Origin of the sequence: Streptomyces durbertensis (assembly GCF_014156695.1) — a bacterium.
GTDB lineage: Bacteria > Actinomycetota > Actinomycetes > Streptomycetales > Streptomycetaceae > Streptomyces > Streptomyces durbertensis.
Window position 1 is genome coordinate 1 of record NZ_WMLF01000952.1, and the last position, 431, is coordinate 431.

Consider the following 431-nt stretch of genomic DNA (forward strand, 5'->3'; position numbering starts at 1 on the left):
CGCTGGGCGAGCACGGCTTCGACCATGGCATCGTTGCTGGCAAACGCCGTGCCCAGATCGGCGGCGACCTGGCGCGCTTCAGCGTTGGCCTCGCTGGTCATGGTCTGGCGCGAGGCATCGATCAGGCTGGCACTGGCCTGGCGATAGATCAGGAACGCCGTCAGGCCGAAGCACAGCAGCGCGATGACGGCGGTGCCCAGCATCAGCTTGTGGGCGATGCTGCCCGGGCGGCGGGCAGCGGCGGAACGGGAAGAAGGCATGGAGGGGTCCGCAAGGCAGTTCAGGACGACCGGCACCGGGAGGGCACCGCGCAGGCGCGCGATCCGTCGCGCAGGCCAACGGCCGCCGGGACCCGCCCGGCGCAGGAAGCGCACCGGGTTAGCGGCCGCCTGCCAACGAGGTTGAGGCGACCGGCCTACACATTCCTGAAT

The 431-nt window shown here is 70.3% G+C and carries 1 protein-coding gene; it reads right to left on the bottom strand.

The window, feature by feature from the left end; translation table 11 throughout:
- On the bottom strand, positions 1-296 hold a 296-nt coding region (locus GL263_RS29315; protein WP_228456896.1), incomplete at its 3' end, for a hypothetical protein.
- Positions 297-431: the final 135 nt, after the last annotated feature.